This is a genomic window from Microbacterium sp. SLBN-146 (genome assembly GCF_006715145.1).
Classification (GTDB): domain Bacteria; phylum Actinomycetota; class Actinomycetes; order Actinomycetales; family Microbacteriaceae; genus Microbacterium.
In genome coordinates, this window is the sequence record NZ_VFMR01000001.1 from 2,312,962 (window position 1) to 2,329,783 (window position 16,822).

Here is a 16,822-nt window from a genome sequence, read left to right on the forward strand (position 1 = left end):
CACCGTAGGCGGACACCGATGCCCTTCCTCTTCTCGCTCCTCGTCCTCGGGCTCATGGTGTTCGCGCTCGTCGACATCATCCGGCGAGACGACTCCGAAGTGCGGCATCTGCCGCGGGTCGTGTGGGTCGTCATCGTCGTCCTCCTGCCGCTCATCGGCTCGGCGCTCTGGTTCGCGCTGGGACGGACGTACCCCGAAGGCGGACCACGGATGCCGCGCCCGGCACCGCGCGCTGCGACACGGACCGCGCCCGCGCCGCCCGCGCCGCCGGCGCCGCCGCGCGACACGCGGACGACGGAGCAGCAGTTGGCAGACCTCGAGCGGGAGATCGAGGCCGAGCGTCTGCGCGAGGAGATCGCACGTCGCCGCCGCGATCAGGGCGGCGCGACGGCGTGACGCTCAGCGCCGCGTCGAGCGCGTCACGGTGAATTTGGCGTTGCGCGCGACCTGCTGAGTCGGACCGACCACGCGCTCGAGCGCTGATCGGTGCGGCAGGCCCGAGTTCCAGACGGTCCATAGCTCTCCGCCGGGCACGAGAACCCGTGCGGCGTCGCGGAAGAACCTCGAACCCACGTCTTCCGTCACCGCCGCGCCGGAGTGGAACGGGGGATTGAGTGCGATGAATCGGGTCGATGCGTCGGGCTGCATGCCCAGGAGATCGTCTCGCACGACGCGGACCCGATCGCCCACGCCGTTCGCCTCCGCCGTCGCGCGCGCCGACGCGACGGCAGCCGCCGAGCGGTCGGTCGCGAGGACCTGGATCGTCGGATGCCGGAGCACGAGGCTCGTCGCGATGACACCGGATCCGCACGCATAGTCGATTGCGCCGTCGGGAATGTCGGCGGGCAGGTGTGCGAGCAGCAGGCGCGTCCCGATGTCGATCGACGTTCCGGCGAACACTCCGCCGTAGGCGAGCACGACGAGGCCGTCGTGCTCGGTGCGGTCCGCGATCGGTTCGCGTCCGCCGACCGGCCCGCGGGCGATCAGCACGCGAGACTTCTGGCGCGCGTGCGTGACATCGAGCACGCCGAAGAACTCGCGAAGAACGTCGTTCATCCCGAGCGACATGTGCTTGACGCGTCCACCGGCATAGACGACGACGTCCTCAGAGGCGTACAGCGCGATGAGTCCCGCGACGTCGCGGAGTTCGGCGAGCGAGCGGGGGAGTCGCAGCAGCACGACGCGCGCGCCCGCGACGACCTCGCGCGTGAGGGGAAGCGACCGGTAGGTGTCGGTGAGCCCGAACGCCGCCGCGTTGGCGGCGAGAGCGCGCTCGCCCGTCAGGGGATCCTGATGCACCCGGATGCCGCGCGCGCCGGCGTCTGCGGACCCGAGCGTGAGCGCCCCGAAGTCGTCGCCGATGACGACGAGGTCGCCGTCGTCGATGCCCGCGCGTGCGTCCGCTGATTCGTCGAGCAGCAGGCGGTCCGCGGCATCCGTCGCCACGAGCTCGGGAGCCTCGTGATCGGGCCAGCGTCGCAGGCCATCGAGCGAGAACGTCACCGCTCCACGTTAGCCGCCCGGCGCGACGATCTAGGCTGGAGGGGCACCGACCCGAGGAGCGATGTGTTCCGCACACCCCTGTCCCTTTTCCGCACGCTCGCGATCGCGGAGGCGATCTCGTGGACGCTGTTGATCACCGGTCTCATCCTGCGCGCGACGTCCGACCTGGCGATCGCCGTGACGATCGGCGGAGGCATCCACGGCTTCGTCTTCCTTTCCTACGGCGCGACGGCGATCCTCGTCGCGAAGAACCAGCGATGGGGCGCAGGTCCGACGATCGTCGCGATCGGCAGCGCCGTCATCCCCTACGCGACGATCCCCACCGAGATCTGGCTGCACCGCACGGGCCGCCTGCGGGGTGCCTGGCGTCTCGAGCCGACGGAGGATCGACGGGATGCCGCTTGGCACGACCGCCTCATGCGCTGGTTCCTTCGCCGCCCGTGGGTGCTCGGGCTCCTCATCGCGCTCGCCGTCGTGCTGCTCTTCGTCGTCCTCCTCGTGATCGGCCCGCCCGGCGGCAAGGACTAGCGTTCGCCCGCGTCGACGCGTTCGCCGAGGGCGATCGGCGAGACGGGGAATAGACGTCATCGCATCCCGTTGAACTTGATACGGTTTCACTCAAGTTTGTGACTTGATAGACCTTGACTCAGGTTTCAGGAGACACGGAATGCCCGAAGACTTCCCCACCCCCATCGGTGACAACGGCTCGTTCGACGAGTTCCTCGCCCGCTATCTCGCGGGCGAACGCTCCCGGGCGGAGCGCTCGATCGACCTCAGCCGCTTCCTCGGCGCCCGCACGCAGGAGCTTCTCCAGCAGGCCGGCCGTTTCGCCCTCGAGCGCGGTCAGCGAGAGCTCGACGCTCTCCACCTGCTGCGCGTCCTCGTCGAGCAGGCGCCCGCGAGCGAGGCCGTGAGCCGGATCGGTGCCGACCCCGCAGCGATCGTCGCCGCGACCGACGAGCGTCTCCCCGCGGCATCCGCGCCCGCCGACGTCGACGGAGCCGTCATCACGCCCTCTGTGCAGCGCGCGCTCTTCCACGCTTTCCAGGTCGCACGTTCGTCGGGCTCGACGTACGTCGACCCGGAGCACCTCTTCTTCGCTCTCGTCCTCGCGCAGGACACCCCGGCCGGCCAGATCCTCGCCCGCGCCGGTGTGACGGCGGAGGCTCTCACGCAGGGTCTCCGCGAGACGGTGACCTCGTCGGGCGCGGAGACGGACACACGGACGGATGCCGCGGCATCCGGCACCCCCATGCTCGACACCTACGGCGACGACCTCACGGCGCGCGCGGAGCAGGGGCGCCTCGACCCCGTCATCGGTCGGACCGACGAGATCGAGCAGACCATCGAGATCCTCAGCCGCCGCACGAAGAACAACCCCGTTCTCGTCGGTGAGGCGGGAGTCGGCAAGACGGCGATCGTCGAGGGCCTCGCGCAGGCGATCGTCGAGGGCGTCGTCCCCGAGCAGCTCCGCGGCAAGCGCGTCATCGCGCTCGACCTCCCGGCCATGCTGGCGGGAACGCGGTACCGCGGAGACTTCGAGGAGCGCCTCACCAAGACGATGGACGAGATCGCGTCTCTCGAGGGCGAGCTCATCGTCTTCATCGACGAGGTGCACACGGTCGTCGGAGCCGGCGGTGGCGGAGACGGCGCGATGGATGCCGGCAACATCCTCAAGCCCCGTCTGGCGCGCGGAGACCTCCACCTCGTCGGAGCGACGACGCTCAAGGAATACCGGATCATCGAGAAGGATCCTGCTCTCGAGCGCCGCTTCCAGCCGGTCCGCGTCGGCGAGCCGTCGGTCGAGGACGCCGTCCTCATCCTTCGGGGGCTCAAGGCCGCTTACGAGCAGCACCACGCGATCGTCTACACCGACGAGGCGCTCCGTGCAGCCGTCGAGCTGAGCGACCGCTACCTGACGGAGCGCGTCCTGCCCGACAAGGCCATCGACCTCATCGATCAGGCCGGCGCGCGTCTGCGTCTGCGGCTCGGCGCGAAGGTCGACGTGAGCGTGCTCGTCGAGAAGCTCGCGACGCTCGAGGCCGATAAGAACGCGGCGGTCTCGGCGGAGCACTACGAGGAGGCCTCACGCATCCGCGACGAGATCGCCGATGTCCAGCAGCGCCTCGACGAGGCGACCGCGTCGGGTGCCGCGACGCGCGGCGAAGCGATCGTCGGCGAGCCCGAGATCGCCGCGGTCATCAGCCGCGCGACCGGCATCCCCGTGAACCGGCTCACCGAGACGGAGCGCGAGCGGCTCGCCGACCTCGAGGGCGAACTGCACGCGCGGGTCGTCGGACAGGACGATGCGGTCGCGGCCGTCGCCAAGGCCGTGCGCCGCAGCCGCACCGGAATGAGCGACGCCCACCGCCCCGTGGGATCGTTCCTCTTCCTCGGCCCGACGGGGGTCGGAAAGACGGAACTCGCGAAGGCGCTCGCCGCGTCGCTGTTCGACGACGAGACCGCGGTCATCCGGTTCGACATGAGTGAGTTCGGCGAACGCCACACGGTGTCGCGTCTCGTCGGGGCCCCTCCCGGATACGTCGGGTATGACGAGGCGGGACAGCTGACCGAGCGTGTGCGGCGCAACCCCTACTCGATCGTGCTCTTCGACGAGATCGAGAAGGCCCACCCCGACGTCTTCAATCTGCTGCTGCAGGTGCTCGACGACGGACGCCTCACCGATGGACAAGGACGCACGATCGACTTCCGCAACACGGTCATCGTCATGACGTCGAACCTCGGCTCGGAGTTCCTGGCGTCACGTGGCGGAGCCATCGGCTTCCTCGCCGACGGCGGCGGCGCGACGGGATTCGGTTCGGAGAAGGACTTGCGCGACCGTGTGTTCGCCAAGCTCCGCGAGGCCATGCGTCCCGAGTTCCTCAACCGCATCGACGAGATCGTCCTGTTCCGCAAGCTCGATAAGGCGCAGCTGAACGACATCGTGCGGCTGCTCCTCGGCGCGACCGAGGCGCGACTGTCGAAGCGCGACGTGCGACTCGTCGTGACGGACGCCGCGGTGGCCTGGCTGTCGGACGCGGGATACGAGCCCGAGTACGGCGCGCGACCTCTCCGCCGAGTCATCCAGCGTGAGGTCGAGGACCGCGTCGCCGAGCTCTTCGTCAGCGGTGTGCTCGTCGACGGTGGCGATGTCACGGTGGATGCCGGCGAGGACGGCCTCATCGTCGCATCCGGAGCGCCGCTCGCCGTCGCCGCCTAGTCGGTCGTGTCCGCGGGCCATGCCACAGTAGAGGCATGGCCCGCATCGGCGCGATCTTCAGCCCTTATCCCCACCCTCCCGAGGTCTTCCGCGACGCCGTGACGGCCGCCGAAGACGCGGGACTTCCCGAGCTGTGGCTGTGGGAGGACTGCTTCCGGCAGTCGGGCTTCGCCGCGGCATCCATGGCTCTCGCCTGGACCGAGCGCCTCCGGGTCGGGATCGGGATCTCTCCTATGCCGCTGCGCAACGTCGCCATCTCGGCGATGGAGGTCGCGACGATCGCACGCACCTTCCCCGGACGCTTCCTGCCCGGCTTCGGCCACGGCGTGCAGTCCTGGATGGCGCAGGCGGGGGAGCGGGTCGCGTCGCCGCTGACACTCATGCGCGAGTACGTGCCCACGCTCCGCGGACTCATGGCGGGGGAGCGGGTGTCGATCGAGGGGCGATACGTCACGCTGGACGACGTCGCGCTCGACTGGCCGCCGCCCGTGCCACCCCGCGTCTACGCCGCGGCCGAAGGACCCAAGACGCTGCGGCTGAGCGGAGAGGTCGCCGACGGCACCGTGCTCGACAGCCGCCGCTCGCCGGACGAACTGGCCGCCCAGGTCGCGGCGGTGCGGGAGGGGCGCGCGGGTCGCGACGGCGAGCACGACGTCGTGGCCTACGTCGTCGCCGCCTTCGGATCAGGCGCCGAAGAACGGGTGCGGGCGGACTTCGCGGGGCAGGCGTCGCCCCGCGACCACATCGGGCGCGCGCTCTGGGGAGCACCCGACGCCGTCGCGCGCGGCGCGCAGGCGTTCTTCGCCGCCGGCGTCGATGCCGTCATCCTCCTCCCCGCCGTCGGGGAGGGCGATCTCGCGAGCTTCTACGCCGACGCGGCCGAGGTCGCACGAGCGGTCGTGTCGTGACGGTCGCGCGCACCGTTGCACGGTGGGTGCTCGCCGCCCTCCTCGTGGCGGCGGGTCTCTCACACCTCCTCTGGGGTCGGCGCGGCTACCGCATCGTCGTGCCCGATTGGGCCACGCGCGTCCTCCGCACCGATAAGGACATGATCGTCGTCGCATCAGGCGCCGCCGAGGTCCTGCTCGGCGGCGCGCTCGTGGCGCTTCCGAAAGACCGCGGGCGCGTCGGCGCCCTCGTCGCCGCCTTCTTCGTGGCGGTGTTCCCCGGCAATGTGCACCAGTGGCAGACGGGCCGCGACGCTCCTCTCATGCGTACCGACCGCGCTCGGTTCGTGCGTCTCCTCCTCCAACCCGTGCTCGTGGCCTGGGCGCTCTGGTCGACGCGCGGTCGCTGACACCACCTCCGTGTCGGGGGCGGCTGGCAGGATGGCGTCATGCTCCTCTCGCGACTCGTTCAGGCGACGGATGCCGTGACGGCGACGTCCTCGCGACTCGCCAAGGTCGCGGCTCTCGCCGACGTCCTCGGTGCCCTCGACGTCGACGAGATCGCCCCCGCGATCGGCATCCTCGTCGCGAAACCCCGGCAGGGGCGGATCGGCGTGGGCTGGCGTTCGCTCATGACGCTCGACGTCGATCATCCCGAGACGGGGTCGCTCGGGGTGCTCGACATCGATCGCGCGTTCACGGCGCTCGCCGCCGCCGAGGGGCAGGGATCGAACACGGTGCGCCGCACGCAGCTGCTTTCGCTCGCCGCCGCGGCGACCGCCGGCGAGTGGGACTTCCTCGCGCGCGTCATCCGCGGCGAGCTGCGCACGGGCGCCCTCGAAGGCGTGCTCGTCGACGCGATCGCGCGCGCATCCGATCGCCCGGCGACGTCGGTCAGGCGTGCCGCGATGCTCTCGGGCGATCTCGGAGAGACAGCACGCATCGCGCTCACGCAGCCCGCGGAGGCGCTCGACGAGGTCGGCCTCGAGGTCGGGCGCGCTGTTCTGCCGATGCTCGCGGCGACGGCCCCGACGGCGGGCGAGGCGGTGCAGTCGCTGGGGACCGCGGCATCCGTCGAGTACAAGCTCGACGGTGCGCGCATCCAGGTCCATCGTGACGGCGACGCCGTGCGGGTCTTCACGCGCAGCCTCGCCGACATCACACATCGCGTGCCCGAGATCGTCGAGGTGGTCCGTGCGCTGCCTGTCGAACGCGTCATCCTCGACGGCGAAACGCTCTCGCTCGACGAAGACGGCGACCCGCGACCCTTTCAGGACACGATGGCCCGATTCGGAGCAGACGGTGCCTCGACCGTCGCTCTGCGCCCGTGGTTCTTCGACGTCCTCCACCTCGACGGCACCGACCTGCTCGACGAGCCGCTCTCCGAGCGCCTCGCGGCCCTCGAACGCATCGCCGCTCCGTGGCGCATCCCCGCGATCGTCACGGACGACCCCGAGGCAGCCGATCTCTTCTCGAAGGACGCCCTCGCGGCATCCCACGAGGGGGTCATGGTCAAGGCGATCGACTCGACGTACACGGCAGGACGGCGAGGGAAGTCGTGGCTCAAGGTCAAGCCCGTCCTGACGTATGACCTCGTCGTGCTGGCGGTCGAGTGGGGGTCGGGGCGCCGCGCGGGGCAATTGTCGAACCTCCACCTCGGCGCCCTCGATCCCGCAGGCGAGTTCGGCGATCGCGGCAGCTACGTCATGGTCGGCAAGACGTTCAAGGGGCTCACCGACGAGTTGCTCCGATGGCAGACGGCCCACTTCCCGACGATTGAGACGCACCGCACAGGGGGAGCGGTCCACGTTCGACCCGAAACGGTCGTCGAGATCGCGATCGACGGTGTCCAGCGTTCGACGCGGTACCCCGGCGGTGTCGCCCTGAGGTTCGCACGGGTCAAGGGATACCGCCCCGACAAGTCCCCGGCCGACGCGGACACGATCCAGGCGCTGCGCACGCTCCTCAAGTGATGCGCATCGTCGTCCTGACCGGCGCCGGAATCTCGGCCGAAAGCGGTCTGCGCACCTTCCGCGACTCCGGAGGCCTATGGGAGGGGCACGATGTCGACGCCGTCGCGACCCCCGAGGGCTTCGAGCGCGACCCCGACCTCGTGCTCCGGTTCTATGACGACCGCCGCCGCGCGGCAGCGACGGCGGACCCCAATCCAGCGCATCGCGCCTTGGCTCGCCTCGAGCGCGCGCTCGGCGATGACTTTCTCGTCGTGACGCAGAACGTCGATGATCTCCACGAACGCGCGGGCAGTGTCCGCCTCATGCACATGCACGGCGAGCTGAACCGAGCGCTGTGTCGTGCGTGCGCGGCCCGACCCGAGTGGCACGCCGACCTGCTCGATCGACCCGCGTGCCCCGCGTGTGGGGAGCGGACGCTGCGCCCCGACGTCGTGTGGTTCGGCGAGATGCCCTACGGGCTCGACGTCATCGGAGACGCCGTGGTGTCGTGCGACATCTTCGTCTCGATCGGCACCTCCGGGGCGGTGTACCCGGCAGCCGGTTACGTCGCGCTCGCCGCCGCATATGGCGCGCGAACCGTCGAGCTGAACCTCGAACCGAGCGACGCCGACGTTCCCTTCGACGAGGTCTGGTCGGGCCTCGCCAGCGTCGTCGTGCCGCGCTGGGTCGACCGATTTATCGTCCGCGACACACGCTGAAACGGGCAGGAAATACGGGGCTGGAAGAGTCGCGGCATCCGACCCTCCCGGGCGCGCTGATGCGACGGCATCAGCCCGTCGCGCCAGCAGCCCTCTTTCCCGAAGGACCTGCTTCCGCATGCCTGAAAACTCCTCCCGACGGCGGATGACCCACGCTCTCGCGCGTGTCACCGCCGCATTCGCCACAGCGTTCGCGCTCGCCGGCGCCTCGATCGCGCTCGCGCCGGCAGCGCTCGCCGCACCGCCCGAGATCGACGAACTGTCCGTCTCCGCTCCGGAATCCGTCGACGTGGGCGACGACGTCGAGGTGGCCATCGCGGTGACCGACGCGACGGACCTCTACGCCTACACCGTCACGGTGGCGATCGACCCCACCCTCTTCGCGTTCAGCGAAGGAAGCGCCGTCTTCCCCGCCGGGGGATTCGACGCCGTCGATGAGGGAGACGGCACGATCACATTCACGCACACGCGCCTGGGCACGTCTCCCGGGCTCGAGGGTTCGCAGGAGCTCGTCGTCTTCACGCTGCGTGCGATCGGCGCCGGTGCGACCCCCATCACGGTGGGTCCCGCCACGTTCTCCAGTTCGACCAGTGAGACGATCTCGCTCGAGGGCACGATCGATGTCACGACGACTGTCGTCGAGGCACCGAGCCCGACTCCGACTCCGACGGCATCCGCCACGGCGGCACCCGTCGACGGATCGGCCGCAGGAAGCGGATCCCAGCCCCTCGCCGTGACAGGTCAGGATGCCGGCGTCTGGACCGTCGTCGGTGTGTTCGCGGCCGCGCTCATCGCTGCCGGTGCCGTGCTCGTCCTTCGCCGACGGGCGGTCAACCGATGACTCTGCAGCGCTCCGCCCCGTCGTCCCTTTCCTCTACCAACCGCCTCCCCTCCACAAACCGCCTCCCCTCCACAAACCAAAGGATTTCTGCGGTGAGAACTCCCATCACGCGAGCGTTGGCGATCGCCTCCGCCGCGGCCGCCGTCTCGGCGTTCGCCGTGTCGACTCCGGCCGTCGCGGTCGAGGAGGCTGCATCTGCGCCCTTCCTCATGCCCTTCTACACCGAGCTCGACCTCACCGGCGACGAGCTGGTCGACACGGACGATCTCGCGGTCGCGGTCGCGGCTCTCGGGACCACGAGTACGGATGCCGCGTGGCCCGGCCTCCAGGCGATCGATGTCGACGACGACGGTGTCCTCACGGTCGCCGACATCGCGGGGCTTTCGCAGCGCATCATCTACGACGACGGTCCCTTCGAGCTCGTCGAGGCCAGCGTCATCGACATGCAGGCCGCCATGAACGCCGGCGTCACGACGTCGGTCGAGATCACGCAGGCCTACATCAACCGGATCTCCGCGTACGACCGCGTCGTGCGGGAGGGAGGGGAGCGTCCGCTCAACTCGATCGTGACGGTCGGGGCGACGACGGCGCTCGCCGCCGCTGCCGCGGCTGACGCCGAGCGGGCGGAGAGCGGCCTTACGAGCATGCTGCTCGGCATCCCCGTCGCGCTCAAGGACAACTACAACACCCTCGACATGCCGACGACCGCCGGCTGCGGATGCTGGGACGCCAACCAGACGACGACCGACGCGACGATGGTCGAAGGCCTGCGGGCAGAGGGTGCAGTCATCCTCGCGAAGGCGAGCATGGACGAGTTCGCTGTCAACCTCTCGTCGACCTTCAGCGCGGGCCAGCCGGCCGGATCGACCCTCGATGTCTCGAGCCCGTACAACACGGGGCGGAACGCGGGTGGTTCGAGCGGTGGCACGGGCGCGTCCATCGCGGCGAACTTCGCCGCGCTCGGATTCGGCACCGACACGGGCGGGTCGATCCGTATCCCGTCGAACTACAACCAGCTCGTGGGTGTGCGTCCGACGGTCGGTCTCGCGAGCCGTGACGGCATCGTTCCACTCGCTCTCTCGCAGGACACGGGTGGGCCCATGGCTCGGTCCGTGCTCGACGCGGCGGTCGCGCTCGATGCCGTCGTCGGTGTCGACGAGGCAGACCCCATCACGGCGCGTCAGGCAGGACTCGTCCCCGAGTCGTACACGGCCTCGCTCGACGCCTCGGCGCTCGAGGGCACAACGATCGGTTACGTCCCCGCCATGATCGGCAGTAACGCCAGCACTGTGCGCCTCTTCAACGCCGCCCTCGAGGACCTCCGCGCCCAGGGCGCGACGGTCGTCGAACTGACGGCGCCCGAGGGGTGGGCCGCGATCCTTGCTGAGGGCAGCGGCTCAGGTCCGGAGTTCAACCACGATCTGCAGAACTACATCGATTCGTACCTGAACCCCTCTGTCGCGGCCCGCAGCCTCGCGCAGATCAGCCAGTCGCCGAACATCATCCCGAGTCGGGGTGTCACGGCGTCGAATCCGGCGAACGCGACGTATGTCGCACGCTCCCTCGTCACCCCCGAGGCCTACGAGGCGTGGGCGGGCCCCGAGGGCACGCACACGACGCAGCTCGCGCGCGGAAAGCAGATCGTGACGGACCTCATGAACGCACAGGGTCTCGACGCGATCGTCTACCCGACGGGTAACCCCTACGGGACGATCGGCACGAACATGCGCCTGAGCCCCAACACGGGTATGCCCGCCGTGACCGTGCCGATGGGTCAGGCGAACGCCACCGAGCCGATCCCCGGGGGAGGCGCGAACATCGAGTTCCTCGGGCGCGACTTCGCCGAAGGCGATCTGCTCGGCCTCGCGTACTCGTACGAGCAGGCGACGCACCACCGCACGACGCCGGCGCTGTACCCCGCGCTCGGCTAAAGCAAAGCGAACGGAAGGCGCCGGGATCCCCTCCCCCCGGCGCCTTTCGTCGTGCGTGGTGTGCCTATAGTCGGACCGCGCCACCCGACCTCAATCGCGAGAGCGCATCGACGCTCGCCGCGAGGATGAGGACTCCGCCCGTGACGAGCAGGCTGATGCCCGCCGGCAGGTTAAGGAGTCCGAGACCGTTCGTGATGACGGCGATGACGAGTGCGCCGATCGCGGCGTGCACGAGCCGGCCCTTGCCGCCGAAGAGGCTCACTCCGCCGACGACCGCCGCGGCGACGCCGGAGAGCACGATGTCGCGCCCGACCGTCGCGTCGACGGACCCGACGCGCGACACGCTGAGGAGAGCGGATGCCACGGCGAGCGACGAGCAGATGACGAACGCCCACCACTTGACCCAGCGGACCTTGACGCCCGATCGCCGCGCGGCTTCGGCGTTGCCGCCGATGGCGTAGATGTAGCGACCGAACTTCGTGCGGTCGAGCACGAACGTCCCGGCCCAGAGGATCACCAGCACGATCGGCACGATGAGCGGGACGCCGGCGACTTCGACGACCGACTGTCCACGGTTCTGGTTCAGGATGTACACGATTCCGCCGCCGATGACGGCGATGACGGCGAGCTTGATCCACACGAGCGAGATCGCGCGGTTCGGAACACCGGCGCGCGTGCGCCGCGCACGATCCCAGAAGGACGTGCCGGCCGAGACGGCGAGCATGATCGCCAGCATGACCCATCCGCCCCATACGGGGAGGTTCCCGTTCTGGATGGCGATGAGCTCGGGCACCTGGAGGCGGTAGAGGCCTCCGGGGCCGATGATGACGAGAGCGAGACCCTGGAACCCGAGGAAGAGACCCAGTGTCACGACGAACGAGGGTATGCCGACACGGGCGACGAAGAAGCCTATGAGCGCACCCGTGAGGAAGCCGAACGCGAAGCCGATGAGGAGGGCCAGCGGCCAGGGGATCCCGTAGACGGCGTTCAGCACGACGAACAGCGCCATGCCGACACCGCCCGTGACACCCGCCGAGAGGTCAATCTCTCCGAGGAGCAGGACGAAGACGAGCGCCATACCGAGGACGACGAGGGTCGCCGCCTGGTTGAGGAGGTTGGCGAAGTTCCGTTCCGTGAGGAAGAACGGGCTCAGGACGCTGAAGAGGATGCCGAGGACGACGAGGCCGCCGACGGCGGGGAGGGCGCCCATGTCGCCACCGCGCACGCGCTGCCACCAGCCGCGGACCTGGTCGGCGAGGCCGCCTTCGACGCCGCTTCCGATCAGGTCGCTCGCGACCGGGTCGGGCGAGGCCTCGGTGCGCGTCGCGTTGCTGCTCATTCCGCTCCTCCCGTGGGGATGTTGCTCGTACCGATCAATTCGACGCCCAGCGTCTTGGTGCCCGTGATGTACCCGACGACGTCGTCGCGCGTCGTCTCGGAGGTGGGGATCTGCGCGACCATCTGGCCGAGGTAGAGCACCGCGATGTCGTCGGCCACGGCGAAGACATCCGCCAGGTTGTGGCTGATGAGGACGACGGCGACCCCCTGGGCGGAGAGCCGCGTGACGAGGTTCAGCACCTGCTCCGTCTGCGCGACGCCGAGCGCGGCGGTCGGTTCGTCGAGGATGACGACGCGTGCCTTCTTCAGAACGGCTCGGGCGATCGCGACCGTCTGCCGCTGCCCGCCCGACAGTGATGAGACCTTCTGACGCACCGACTTGACGGTGCGCACCGAGAGCGAGCGGAGCGTGTCGGATGCTTCGCGCTCCATGCGCCCCTCGTCGAACGTGCCGGCCGACAGCTCCTCGCGACCGAGGAACATGTTCTGCACGATGTCGAGGTTGTCGCAGAGCGCGAGATCCTGGTACACGACCTCGATGCCCAGGGCTGCGGCATCCCTCGGGGCGTGGAGATCACGATGAGCGCCGTCGATGAGGACCTCGCCCTCGTCGTAGGGCTGAACACCTGCGAGCCCCTTGATGAGCGTCGACTTGCCGGCCCCGTTGTCGCCGACGAGGGCGGTCACCTTGCCCGGACGCACCTTCAGGTCGACGCCCTTGAGGACGCTGACGGGTCCGAATGATTTCTTGACGCCGACCAGTTCGATGATCGGCTGCGACTGTGCGGTCGCCTCTGACATGCTCGCCTCCTCGCGAGTCGTGGGAAGGGGCGCCGTCCCGTATCCGAGACGGCGCCCCTCCTCAAGGGGATGTTCAGCTCGCGACGACGCCGAACTCTTCGCAGGCGGCCATCACGTCGGGCGTGCAGACATCGTCGTAGGCGGCGTCACCGGCGGCGACGACATCCTTGACCTCATCCGGACCGACGAGGATCGGGGTGACCTGGATGTACGGCGTGCCGTCTTCCAGTTCCGCATCCGTGCTCACGGTGTCTCCGCTCAGGAGCGCGACCGCGACCTCGACGGCGGCAGCCGCCTCATCCGCGACGGGCTTGTAGACCGTGGCGGTCTGCCATCCGAGGAGGATGTTCTGGAGCCCCGCGACGTTGGCATCCTGACCCGAGACGGCGACCCCCTGGAGGTTGTTGTCCTGCAGGACCTTGATGACGCCGGCCGCGTTGGTGTCGTTCGCGGCCCAGACGCCGTCGACAGCACCGTTGAGCGACGTCAGAGCCTGCTCGAAGTTGGTCTGCGACTTCGCCTGGTCCCAGGCTCCCGGCGGCTCGGCCGCGGCGGTGATGCCCGCGGCTTCCATGACCTCGGCAGCGCCCTCGTGGAACATCGCCGCGTTGCCGTCGGTGGGGTCACCGCCGATGTACACCACGACGGCATCCGCCGGAGCGACGCCCTTGGCCTCGAGCCCGTCGAGGACCGTCTGTCCCTGGAGGCGGCCCACCTCGACGTTGTCGAAGGAGACGTAGTAGTCGGCGCCCGCGAACGGACGGTCGTAGGCGATGACGGGAATGCCCTCGGCCTTGGCCTTCGCCGCGACGGCTTCGGCCGCGCCCTGGTAGTCCACCAGGAGCATGACGCCACAGCCCTGCGTGAGCTGCTGGTCGGCGATCGTCGAGTACTTGTTGACGTCGCCCTGCGCGTTCTGGATGTCGACGTCGAAGCCTGCGCCTTCCAGGCCTTCCTGCAGGTACTTGCGGTCGAAGTTCTCCCAGCGCGGCGACGACGCCGCGTCGGGGAGGATGACGCACGCGCGGCCCGCGGCGTCGCCGCCGCCTCCGTCGCCGCCGTCGGACGGCGTCCCGCCGCCACCGCCGGCACAACCGGCAAGGATCATCGCGGCAGCACCGGAGAGTGCAGCAGCCGCGAGCAGGGATGACTTCTTCATCGTTCGCCTTTCGTCTTTGAAGGTGCGGGCACCGGGACTCGCCCGGCACCGTTGCGCTACGGACGATCATCTCCACGGGAGACCTTGGCGTCAAGTGTTGAACGTAACGACTTCGCAACGGGCCTGAGTGATCGACGGATGTCGCCAAGGGGAGTTCTTCGGTTCCGGGGGACGCACGCATTTTGCATGACAAACAGGAGTCGATACGTGACGAACTGCTCACCCGAATCGTTTCGGAGGTGGAAACACGGCTCTCCGAGTTTTCGACGTGAACTCAGTGTTCAGTGGAGCGTCAGGCTCTTCCCGTCGCAGCGCGCTGTCTGCGTGACACCGAATCGACGATCACCGCGAGGACGAGGACGACTCCCGTGACGACGAACTGCACGGCGGAGTCGAGATTGAGGAGGGTCAGACCCGACGAGATCGACTGGATCACGACGATGCCGAGGAGAGCGGCGTACGCCGTGCCGCGCCCGCCGAAAAGGCTCGCGCCGCCGATGACGGCCGCGGCGATCGCGTTGAGGTTCGTGTCGCCGCCACCCGAGCTCTGGTTGGCCGCGCCGAGACGTGCGGCAGCCAGGAGGCCGCCCACGGCGGCGAGAGTCGAGCAGAGGACGAACGCCGAGAGGTAGATCCGCTCGACACGAATCCCCGCTCGCCGTGCTGCCTCCACCGAACCCCCGACGGCGTAGACGGCCCGACCCCATCGTGTGCGGGTCAGCGCGAAGTTCGCGACGACGACGAGCGCGAGGAAGAACAGGAACATCACGCCCACGCCGCGCGCGAGGTTGAGATACCAGGTCGCCGCCAGCAGCACGAGGAGAAGCGCGAGGGAGCGTACGCCGATGTCGAGATAGCTCTGGCTCACGAGATTCGCAGACGCCCGGCGGCGCGCGTGTCGCACGCGCGACCACGCGTACGCGGCCGCCCCGAGCACCGCCACCGCATAGGCGGCCCACGCGGGGAGGAAGAGCTGCTGCGCGAAGACGACGATCCACGACTCCGGCGGAAGATTGATCGAGCCGCTGGGACCGAGCACCCAGAGCTGAACCCCGAGGAAGCCGAGGAGCCCCGCAAGCGTGATGACGAAGCTCGGTACCCCGAATCGGGTGTACAGGAACCCGTAGACGACGCCGACGGCGCATCCCGCCACGACAGCCGCCGCGAGCGCCAGCACCGGGTCCCACCCGAGCTGCACGACCGTCACCGCGAGGATCGCGGCGGACAGACCCGAGACGGAACCGACCGACAGATCGATCTCTCCCACGAGGAGCACGATGACGACGCCGAGCGCGATCGTCCCGATCGCCGCGCACTGCATCGCGAGGTTGACGAGGTTCGTCGGGGAGAGGAACACGGGGTTGAGCGCCTGGAAGACGGCCCAGATGACGATGAGGCCCCCCACGACGGGGACGGCTCCGAGGTCTCCGCCCCTGATGCGCGACACGAGCTGCGCACCCGCTGCGCGCAGTCCCGCCGGACTGAAGAGCTTGTCGTCGTCGTCGGTCTCGACGGCACCCGTCTCCGCAGCGTTCATGCCTCGCCCTTTCCCGTGCGGGGTCGTCGTGAGCCGGCATCCGGCAGGCGGATGATGCTGCCGCCGGACGCGGCGTCCTCGACGGCAGTCTCCTCCGGCGTGCGACGTTCGCTCGCCGCAGAGCGGCCGGTGGACACGCTGACGGCGCCCGTGATGGCGGCGATGAGTGTCTCGCTCGTGAGGTCGGCGGCGTTGTAGACGCCGTTGTTGCGGCCCAAGCGGAGGACCACGACGCGATCCGCCACGGCGAGCACGTCGGCCATGTTGTGGCTGATCAGCACGACGCCGTGCCCGCGCTCGCGCAGGCGTTCGATGAGGTTCAGCACCTCCGCCGTCTGGGCGACGCCCAGCGCCGCTGTGGGCTCGTCGAGGATGATGACGCGGGGTTCTCCGATGAGGGATCTCGCGATCGCGACGGTCTGCCGCTGCCCGCCGGACAGCGACGCGACGGGCGTCCGCACCGACGGGATCTTCGCCGAGAGTTCGCGCAAAAGCGTCCACGTGCGCTCCTCCATGGCGACCTCGTCGAGCGTGCCCTCCGACAGGAGCTCGCGGCCGAGCCACAGGTTCGCGACGACGTCGAGGTTGTCGCACAGCGCCAGGTCCTGGAAGACCGTCGCGATCCCGAGATCCTTCGCGTCGGCGGGAGTGTGGATGTCGACGAACGCGCCGTCGAACTCGATCGTGCCGGAGTCCTGCGCGTGAACCCCCGCGAGCACCTTCACGAGAGTGGACTTGCCCGCGCCGTTGTCGCCGACGAGCGCGACGACCTCGCCCTCGTTGACCCAGAAGTCGACATCGGTGAGCGCGCGGACCGCGCCGAACCGCTTGCCGATGCCGTGCATCGTGAGAACACGCTCGCGCGTGCGACCGGTGCGGCCAGGTGCCATCGTCATCCTCACCCTCGGCGGACGTCCGCAACGACCATACCCGC

15 protein-coding genes are annotated in these 16,822 nt (G+C 69.4%); 9 read left to right on the top strand and 6 right to left on the bottom strand.

All coding sequences use genetic code 11. The features are described from left to right. Positions 1 to 18 precede the first annotated feature (18 nt). Positions 19 to 396 (top strand): PLDc N-terminal domain-containing protein, encoded by a 378-nt coding sequence (locus FBY39_RS10115; protein ID WP_141932185.1) that lies wholly within the window; start codon positions 19 to 21, stop codon positions 394 to 396. A 3-nt stretch (positions 397 to 399) separates the two neighbouring features. Here FBY39_RS10115 and FBY39_RS10120 read toward each other — a convergent pair whose 3' ends face one another. Continuing rightward, complete coding sequence (locus FBY39_RS10120; protein ID WP_141932186.1) at positions 400 to 1,503, bottom strand: class I SAM-dependent methyltransferase; 1,104 nt, start codon at positions 1,501 to 1,503, stop codon at positions 400 to 402. 63 nt (positions 1,504 to 1,566) lie between these two features. On the opposite strand from FBY39_RS10120, the gene FBY39_RS10125 reads away from it, so the two are divergent. From FBY39_RS10125 to FBY39_RS10160, 8 genes are all read left to right on the top strand, one after another. Further along, a complete protein-coding gene (locus FBY39_RS10125) occupies positions 1,567 to 2,031 on the top strand; it encodes a DUF3817 domain-containing protein (RefSeq protein ID WP_141932187.1) in 465 nt (154 codons plus the stop codon). Positions 2,032 to 2,170: 139 nt separating this feature from the next. After that, positions 2,171 to 4,723 (top strand): ATP-dependent Clp protease ATP-binding subunit, encoded by a 2,553-nt coding sequence (locus FBY39_RS10130; protein WP_141932188.1) that lies wholly within the window; start codon positions 2,171 to 2,173, stop codon positions 4,721 to 4,723. 35 nt (positions 4,724 to 4,758) lie between these two features. Further along, a complete protein-coding gene (locus tag FBY39_RS10135) occupies positions 4,759 to 5,631 on the top strand; it encodes an LLM class flavin-dependent oxidoreductase (RefSeq protein ID WP_141932189.1) in 873 nt (290 codons plus the stop codon). Next, entirely contained in the window at positions 5,628 to 6,020 is a 393-nt protein-coding gene (locus FBY39_RS10140; RefSeq protein ID WP_141932190.1) for a hypothetical protein, read from the top strand. Before FBY39_RS10135 ends, FBY39_RS10140 begins: the two co-directional genes overlap by 4 nt. A gap of 39 nt (positions 6,021 to 6,059) precedes the next feature. Next, positions 6,060 to 7,583 (top strand): ATP-dependent DNA ligase, encoded by a 1,524-nt coding sequence (locus FBY39_RS10145; RefSeq protein ID WP_141932191.1) that lies wholly within the window; start codon positions 6,060 to 6,062, stop codon positions 7,581 to 7,583. Continuing rightward, positions 7,583 to 8,281, top strand: a complete 699-nt coding sequence (locus tag FBY39_RS10150) for an NAD-dependent deacylase (RefSeq protein ID WP_141934083.1) — start codon at positions 7,583 to 7,585, stop codon at positions 8,279 to 8,281. The genes FBY39_RS10145 and FBY39_RS10150 overlap by 1 nt, the downstream gene beginning before the upstream one ends. Before the next feature lie 145 nt (positions 8,282 to 8,426). Continuing rightward, entirely contained in the window at positions 8,427 to 9,122 is a 696-nt protein-coding gene (locus FBY39_RS10155; protein ID WP_141932192.1) for a cohesin domain-containing protein, read from the top strand. Between the two features lie 92 nt (positions 9,123 to 9,214). Then, the gene (locus tag FBY39_RS10160; RefSeq protein ID WP_260837626.1) at positions 9,215 to 11,053 is read left to right on the top strand and encodes an amidase family protein; all 1,839 of its coding nucleotides are present in this window, start codon (positions 9,215 to 9,217) and stop codon (positions 11,051 to 11,053) included. A 64-nt stretch (positions 11,054 to 11,117) separates the two neighbouring features. Here FBY39_RS10160 and FBY39_RS10165 read toward each other — a convergent pair whose 3' ends face one another. The 5 genes from FBY39_RS10165 to FBY39_RS10185 all read right to left on the bottom strand — a co-directional run bounded on the left by FBY39_RS10165 (position 11,118) and on the right by FBY39_RS10185 (position 16,784). Continuing rightward, positions 11,118 to 12,392 (bottom strand): sugar ABC transporter permease, encoded by a 1,275-nt coding sequence (locus tag FBY39_RS10165; RefSeq protein ID WP_141932194.1) that lies wholly within the window; start codon positions 12,390 to 12,392, stop codon positions 11,118 to 11,120. Beyond that, the gene (locus tag FBY39_RS10170) at positions 12,389 to 13,192 is read right to left on the bottom strand and encodes an ATP-binding cassette domain-containing protein (protein WP_141932195.1); all 804 of its coding nucleotides are present in this window, start codon (positions 13,190 to 13,192) and stop codon (positions 12,389 to 12,391) included. The genes FBY39_RS10165 and FBY39_RS10170 overlap by 4 nt, the downstream gene beginning before the upstream one ends. A 73-nt stretch (positions 13,193 to 13,265) precedes the next feature. Beyond that, the gene (locus FBY39_RS10175; RefSeq protein ID WP_141932196.1) at positions 13,266 to 14,351 is read right to left on the bottom strand and encodes a substrate-binding domain-containing protein; all 1,086 of its coding nucleotides are present in this window, start codon (positions 14,349 to 14,351) and stop codon (positions 13,266 to 13,268) included. Positions 14,352 to 14,643: 292 nt separating this feature from the next. After that, positions 14,644 to 15,888, bottom strand: a complete 1,245-nt coding sequence (locus tag FBY39_RS10180; protein ID WP_141932197.1) for a sugar ABC transporter permease — start codon at positions 15,886 to 15,888, stop codon at positions 14,644 to 14,646. After that, positions 15,885 to 16,784, bottom strand: coding sequence for an ATP-binding cassette domain-containing protein (locus FBY39_RS10185; protein WP_141932198.1), 900 nt, complete (start codon positions 16,782 to 16,784; stop codon positions 15,885 to 15,887). Before FBY39_RS10185 ends, FBY39_RS10180 begins: the two co-directional genes overlap by 4 nt. Between the last annotated feature and the right edge of the window lie 38 nt (positions 16,785 to 16,822).